Raw genomic sequence first — 5,985 nt, forward strand, 5'->3', positions numbered from 1 at the left:
GGTAACCCGGCAGGACGCCGGGTTAGCCGTCCTGGGCCAGGGATGGCCCATGACGGCGGCCCACGGTCCAAAGCCGGAGTGAGGGCACACCGAGCCTAAGCGAGGTGCCGAGTGGTGGGGCAAGAGCGTTTTGCTTACTTTTGCGCTTTTCAAAAGTGAGCCGCTGTAAGAGCGGAACCGATATCAGCCATCACCCAAAAAACGGATATGCCCCCCAACCCCAAAGACGCATACGTCATCCAACGTATTCCCCGCCCAACCCCATCCCCGTGAGACTGCTCCCGACAGCCAACCCACCCTCCGGGAGCACCTCGATGACCGACACCCTGATCAAAGTCGACCTCAACCAACCCGTCACCGAAAACGAACAGATCCACAACCGTTGGCACCCGGACATCCCGATGGCTTGCTGGGTCAAACCCGGCGATGACTTCATCCTCGAAACCTACGACTGGACCGCCGGCGCCATCAAGAACAACGACGACGCCAGCGACGTGCGCGACGTCGACCTCTCCACCGTGCATTACCTCTCCGGCCCGGTGGGCGTACACGGCGCCGAACCTGGCGACTTGCTGGTGGTCGACCTGCTCGACATCGGCGCCAAGGCCGACTCCCAGTGGGGCTTCAACGGCTTCTTCTCCCGCCAGAACGGCGGCGGCTTTCTCACCGATCACTTCCCCAGCGCGCAAAAAGCCATCTGGGATTTCAAGGGTATGTTCACCAGCTCCCGGCACATCCCGGGCGTCAATTTTGCGGGCCTGATCCACCCCGGCCTGATCGGCTGCCTGCCCGACCCGGTGATGCTCGCCGACTGGAATCGTCGCGAGCAGGAGCTGATCGACACCAACCCGACCCGCGTCCCACCCCTGGCCAACGCGCCGCTGGCCGCCACCGCGCACATGGGCAAACTCAAGGGCTCGGCCCGTGACGATGCCGCCGCCACCGGTGCCCGCACCGTGCCGCCCCGTGAGCATGGCGGCAACTGCGATATCAAGGATTTGTCCCGCGGCTCGAAGATCTATTTCCCGGTGTACGTCAACGGCGCCGGCCTGTCGGTGGGCGACTTGCACTTCAGCCAGGGCGACGGCGAAATCACCTTTTGCGGCGCCATCGAAATGGCCGGCTGGGTGCACATGAAGGTCGAGCTGATCAAGGGCGGCATGGCCAAATACGGGATCAAGAATCCGGTGTTCAAGCCGAGCCCGATCACCCCGAACTACAAGAACTACCTGATCTTCGAAGGCATCTCCGTCGACGAACAGGGCCAGCAGCATTACCTGGACGTCAATGTCGCTTACCGCCAGGCCTGCCTGAATGCGATCAACTACCTGACCAAGTTCGGCTACTCGCCGGCCCAGGGGTATGCGTTGCTCGGCTCGGCGCCGGTGCAGGGGCATATCAGCGGCGTGGTGGACATCCCCAACGCCTGCGCGACGTTGTGGCTGCCGACTGAAATCTTCGAGTTCGACATCAACCCCAATGCCAGCGGCCCGACCCAATTCCTCGACGGCAGCATCGACCTGCCCATCGCTCCGGACCTGTAGCCATGCCGACCTACGAATATGCCTGTGAGTCCTGCGGCACCTTCACGATGCTGCGGCCCATGGCCCAGCGTCACGAACCCAGCCAATGCCCGTATTGCGACGGCCCGGGCGGGCAGTTGCTGCTGTCGGCGCCGGCGCTGACCACGCTGTCGGCCAATCAGCGCAAGGCCATAGCCGGTAACGAGCGCAGCGCCCATGCGCCGCAAACCGTCGGCGAATATCAGGCAGCGCGCAAGCACCCGGCGGGCTGCAGTTGCTGTGGCACCAGCAAGCCGGTGGTGCCGAGCAAGGCCAACCCGCTGGGGCTCAAGACCAGGACCGGGCCACGGCCCTGGATGATCAGTCATTGACCGAGGAGATTTGCAATGCGCCATGGCGACATTTCCAGCAGCCCGGACACGGTCGGCGTTGCTGTCGTGAACTACAAGATGCCGCGCCTGCACAGCAAGGCCGAGGTCATCGATAACGCGAAGAAGATTGCCGAGATTATTGTCGGCATGAAGCAGGGTTTGCCCGGCATGGACCTGGTGGTGTTCCCCGAATACAGCACCATGGGGATCATGTACGACCACGACGAGATGATGGCGACCGCCGCGAGTATTCCCGGCGAGGAGACGGCGATTTTCTCCGCGGCCTGCCGCCAGGCCAATACCTGGGGCGTGTTTTCCCTGACCGGTGAACGCCACGAGGAGCACCCGTACAAGGCGCCGTACAACACGCTGGTGCTGATCAATAACCTCGGCGAGATCGTCCAGCGTTATCGCAAGTGCATTCCGTGGTGCCCGATCGAGGGCTGGTACCCGGGCGATCGCACCTACGTGTGCGACGGGCCCAAGGGCATGAAGGTCAGCCTGATCATCTGCGACGACGGCAACTACCCGGAGATCTGGCGTGACTGTGCGATGAAAGGCGCCGAGCTGATCGTGCGCTGCCAGGGCTATATGTACCCGGCCAAGGAGCAGCAGGTGCAGATGTCCAAGAGCATGGCCTGGGCCAATAACTGCTACGTGGCGGTGGCGAATGCGGCGGGGTTCGACGGGGTGTATTCGTACTTCGGGCACTCGGCGATCATCGGCTTCGATGGCCGTACCCTGGGCGAGTGCGGCGAAGAAGAGATGGGCATTCAGTACGCCCAGCTGTCGGTGTCGCAGATCCGCGATGCGCGGGCCAACGACCAGTCGCAGAACCATCTGTTCAAGCTGCTGCACCGTGGCTACACCGGCATGCATGCCTCGGGCGATGGGGACAAGGGCATGGCGGATTGCCCATTCGAGTTCTATCGCACCTGGGTGCTGGACGCGCAAAAGGCCCAAGAGAATGTCGAGGCCTTCACCCGTAGCACCGTCGGTGTCGCCGAATGCCCGGTGGGGCAGTTGCCCCATGGTGGTAAAGAAAAAACGGCGGGTTGAGGCATGCGGTTTACTTTTGAACCGGCCCAGGTCATGGCCTTGCTGCGCAGCCGTATCGTTGGCCAGGACGCAGCCCTGGCCCAAATGGAAGGGTTGCTCAAGGTGGTCAAGGCCGATATCGGTGAGCGTGAGCGGCCGTTGAGCGTCAACCTGTTCATGGGGCCTACCGGGGTCGGCAAGACGGAAATCGTCCGGCTGCTGGCCCAGGCGTTGCACGGGCGTGCCGACGGGTTCTGCCGTATCGACATGCACACCCTGGCCCAGGAGCATTATGCCGCCGCACTCACCGGTGCACCGCCGGGTTATGTCGGCAGCAAGGAGGGCATCAGCCTGTTCAACAGCGAACTGATCCAGGGTAGCTACAGCCGCCCTGGTATCGTGCTGTTCGACGAGTTGGAGAAAGCCAGCCAGGAAGTGGTGCGCAGCCTGCTGGGCATCCTTGAAAACGGCCAGCTGACGCTGGCGGGCGGCGCTCGTACGCTGGACTTTCGCAACAGCCTGATCTTCATGACCAGCAATATCGGTGCACAACAGGCGCGTCGCCATCGACAGCGATTTACCCCGTTGCGCTGGTTGAGACGCGGGGAGGCGGCGGTGTTGGAGGACGCCTTGCACAGTCACTTCGAGCCGGAGTTTCTCAATCGCATCGACCGTATCCTGATGTTCGAGCCCATCGACCATCAATGGCTTGAAGCGCTGCTTGAGGTGGAACTCGGCAAACTCAATCAACGCCTGGCGACGCAGCAGCGGTCACTGGTGCTGGATGAGTCGGCACGGGTGTGGTTGTGCCGCGACCATGATGTACGCTTTGGTGCCCGTGCCTTGGGCCGCCGATTGCGGGTGGAACTTGAGCCGGCGATTGCCGAATGCGTATTGCGCGACCCGGGTGTGGGCCCCATGGGCGCGACTGTCGACAGTGATCGTTTGGTGGTTTCGCAACAAGCGGCTTGCAACAAATAAATTCCAAGCTAATATAATCCGGGTAAAACAATATATTCCGGGTAAAAGTCATGAGCGCATCACACTGCACCGCTTTCCTTGGCCACCAACGCGTGGCCGCCGGCTCTTATGCCGACGTCGCCAAAAACCTGAAAAACCTCGACCTGTCGACGGGCAGCTTGCTGGTGTTTGATGACGCCAGCGGCGTTCAAGTCGACTATCCCTGGCCCGCCGGTTACGCACCGCAGCAACCGACCGTCGCGGTGACGGAGGCCGACGTGCCGGCGTCACCTACCGTAGGCCGACCGAAGCTGGGGGTGGTCGCCCGTGAAGTGACCCTGCTGCCACGGCATTGGGAGTGGCTGGGGCAACAGCGCGGCGGCGCCTCGGCGGCCTTGCGCCGGCTGGTGGATGAAGCGCGCAACGCCCATGCCGAGCACGATGAGCGACGCCAGGCGAAGGAATCCAGCTATCGTTTCATGAGCGCCCTGGGCGGCGACCTGCCGGGTTTCGAAGAGGCCTCGCGGGCGTTGTTTGCCCAGGATGGCGCCGACTTTTCCAACAAGATTGCGCACTGGCCGGTGGATGTGAAGTTGTACCTGGCCTGGTTGTCACGCAACGCTTTCCCTGCCTAATTGCATTGAGATCCGAACCTTCATGGAAGTCACCCAGCAACGACCGTTGTGGCAGATCTACCTGATCTTTCTGGCACCCATGGTGCTGTCCAATTTCCTCCAGAGCTTTTCCGGCACGCTGAACGGGATCTATGTCGGGCAGATGCTCGGCACCCAGGCGTTGGCGGCGGTGTCGGGGATGTTCCCCATCGTGTTTTTCTTTATCGCCCTGGTGATCGGCCTGGGGGCGGGCGCTTCGGTGCTGATCGGCCAGGCGTGGGGCGCGCAGGAAACCTCGATGGTCAAGTCGATCACCGGCGCCACCCTGACCCTCGGCGCCCTGATCGGGGTGATCGCGGCGGTGCTGGGCAGCGTGTTTGCGCGCCCGGCAATGCAGGCCCTGGGCACACCGGTGGATGTGCTGGATGACGCGGTGGGTTATGCGCAGATGATGATGCTGATCATGCCGCTGTTGCTGGTGTTCATCCTGTTCACCCAACTGCTGCGGGGCGTGAGTGACACGGTGTCGCCCTTATTGGCGCTGATGGTGTCGACCACCGTGGGCCTGGTGCTGACCCCTGCGCTGATCAAGGGCTGGCTGGGCCTGCCGCCGATGGGTATCCAGAGCGCGGTGGTGGCGGGGTTGGTGGGTAATGCCCTGGCGATGACGTTCCTGGTGCTGCGCCTGCGCCATAAAAACCACGTGATGGCGCCGGATCGCCAGTTGATGGCGGCGCTGCGGCTGGATCGGGTGATCCTGGGCAAGGTCCTGCGTATCGGGTTGCCCACTGGGTTGCAGATGGTGGTGCTGTCGTTGTCGGAGCTGGTGATTCTGGCGCTGGTCAACAGCCATGGTTCCCAGGCGACGGCGGCGTATGGGGCGGTGACGCAGATCGTCAACTATGTGCAGTTTCCGGCGTTGTCGATTGCGATCACGGCGTCGATTCTGGGGGCGCAGGCGATCGGGGCGGGGCGCCTGGAGCGGATCGGGCCGATCCTGCGTACGGGGATTTTGATCAACCTGTGCCTGACGGGTGGGTTGATAGTGCTGGGGTATGTGTTGTCGCACTGGCTGTTGGGGTTGTTCATTACCGACGTGGATGCGCGGGTCAAGGCCGAGCACCTGCTGCATATCATGCTCTGGAGCATCCTGGTGTTCGGTTTCCAGGCCGTGGTGGGCGGGATCATGCGGGCCAGCGGGGTGGTGCTGGTGCCGGTGGGCATCTCGATCGTTTGCGTGTTGGGGGTGGAGTTGCCGGTGGCGTATCTGCTGAATGCGCGGTTTGGGCTGGAAGGGGTGTGGATGGCGTTTCCGGTGACGTATCTGGCGATGTTGGGGTTGCAGACGGCTTATTACCGGCTGGTTTGGCGGCATAAGCAGATCAAGCGGTTGGTGTGAGGTTTTTTTTGGCGGGGCGGGGCGGGGTGTACATATCCGTTATTTAGGTAACGGCCGCCTATGGTTTCGCTCTTACAGCG

Annotated in this window: 6 protein-coding genes; all 6 read left to right on the forward strand. The window is 62.5% G+C overall.

What is annotated here, in order from left to right:
- Nucleotides 1-314 precede the first annotated feature (314 nt).
- From fmdA to HX805_RS31575, 6 genes are read left to right on the forward strand one after another with little or no spacing between them, the layout of a single operon-like run.
- The gene (gene fmdA, locus HX805_RS31550) at nucleotides 315-1,544 is read left to right on the forward strand and encodes a formamidase (protein WP_003218608.1); all 1,230 of its coding nucleotides are present in this window, start codon (nucleotides 315-317) and stop codon (nucleotides 1,542-1,544) included.
- 2 nt (nucleotides 1,545-1,546) lie between these two features.
- Entirely contained in the window at nucleotides 1,547-1,894 is a 348-nt protein-coding gene (locus HX805_RS31555) for a zinc ribbon domain-containing protein (protein WP_008432727.1), read from the forward strand.
- A 15-nt stretch (nucleotides 1,895-1,909) separates the two neighbouring features.
- The gene (locus HX805_RS31560; RefSeq protein WP_177023259.1) at nucleotides 1,910-2,953 is read left to right on the forward strand and encodes an aliphatic amidase; all 1,044 of its coding nucleotides are present in this window, start codon (nucleotides 1,910-1,912) and stop codon (nucleotides 2,951-2,953) included.
- A 3-nt stretch (nucleotides 2,954-2,956) separates the two neighbouring features.
- The gene (locus HX805_RS31565; protein WP_177117632.1) at nucleotides 2,957-3,913 is read left to right on the forward strand and encodes an AAA family ATPase; all 957 of its coding nucleotides are present in this window, start codon (nucleotides 2,957-2,959) and stop codon (nucleotides 3,911-3,913) included.
- A 50-nt stretch (nucleotides 3,914-3,963) separates the two neighbouring features.
- The gene (locus tag HX805_RS31570) at nucleotides 3,964-4,527 is read left to right on the forward strand and encodes a DUF2239 family protein (RefSeq protein WP_003218595.1); all 564 of its coding nucleotides are present in this window, start codon (nucleotides 3,964-3,966) and stop codon (nucleotides 4,525-4,527) included.
- Nucleotides 4,528-4,549: 22 nt separating this feature from the next.
- Nucleotides 4,550-5,905, forward strand: coding sequence for an MATE family efflux transporter (locus HX805_RS31575; RefSeq protein ID WP_003218590.1), 1,356 nt, complete (start codon nucleotides 4,550-4,552; stop codon nucleotides 5,903-5,905).
- Nucleotides 5,906-5,985: the final 80 nt, after the last annotated feature.

It is taken from the genome of Pseudomonas sp. G5001, assembly GCF_013385475.1.
In the GTDB taxonomy this organism is placed as follows: Bacteria; Pseudomonadota; Gammaproteobacteria; order Pseudomonadales; family Pseudomonadaceae; genus Aquipseudomonas.

Excerpts from the sequence above, each read along its gene's own strand:
- fmdA (WP_003218608.1), top strand. The coding sequence starts at position 315 with ATGACCGACACCCTGATCAAAGTCGACCTCAACCAACCCGTCACCGAA.
- HX805_RS31555 (WP_008432727.1), top strand. The coding sequence starts at position 1,547 with ATGCCGACCTACGAATATGCCTGTGAGTCCTGCGGCACCTTCACGATG.
- HX805_RS31560 (WP_177023259.1), top strand. The coding sequence starts at position 1,910 with ATGCGCCATGGCGACATTTCCAGCAGCCCGGACACGGTCGGCGTTGCT.
- HX805_RS31565 (WP_177117632.1), top strand. The coding sequence starts at position 2,957 with ATGCGGTTTACTTTTGAACCGGCCCAGGTCATGGCCTTGCTGCGCAGC.
- HX805_RS31570 (WP_003218595.1), top strand. The coding sequence starts at position 3,964 with ATGAGCGCATCACACTGCACCGCTTTCCTTGGCCACCAACGCGTGGCC.
- HX805_RS31575 (WP_003218590.1), top strand. The coding sequence starts at position 4,550 with ATGGAAGTCACCCAGCAACGACCGTTGTGGCAGATCTACCTGATCTTT.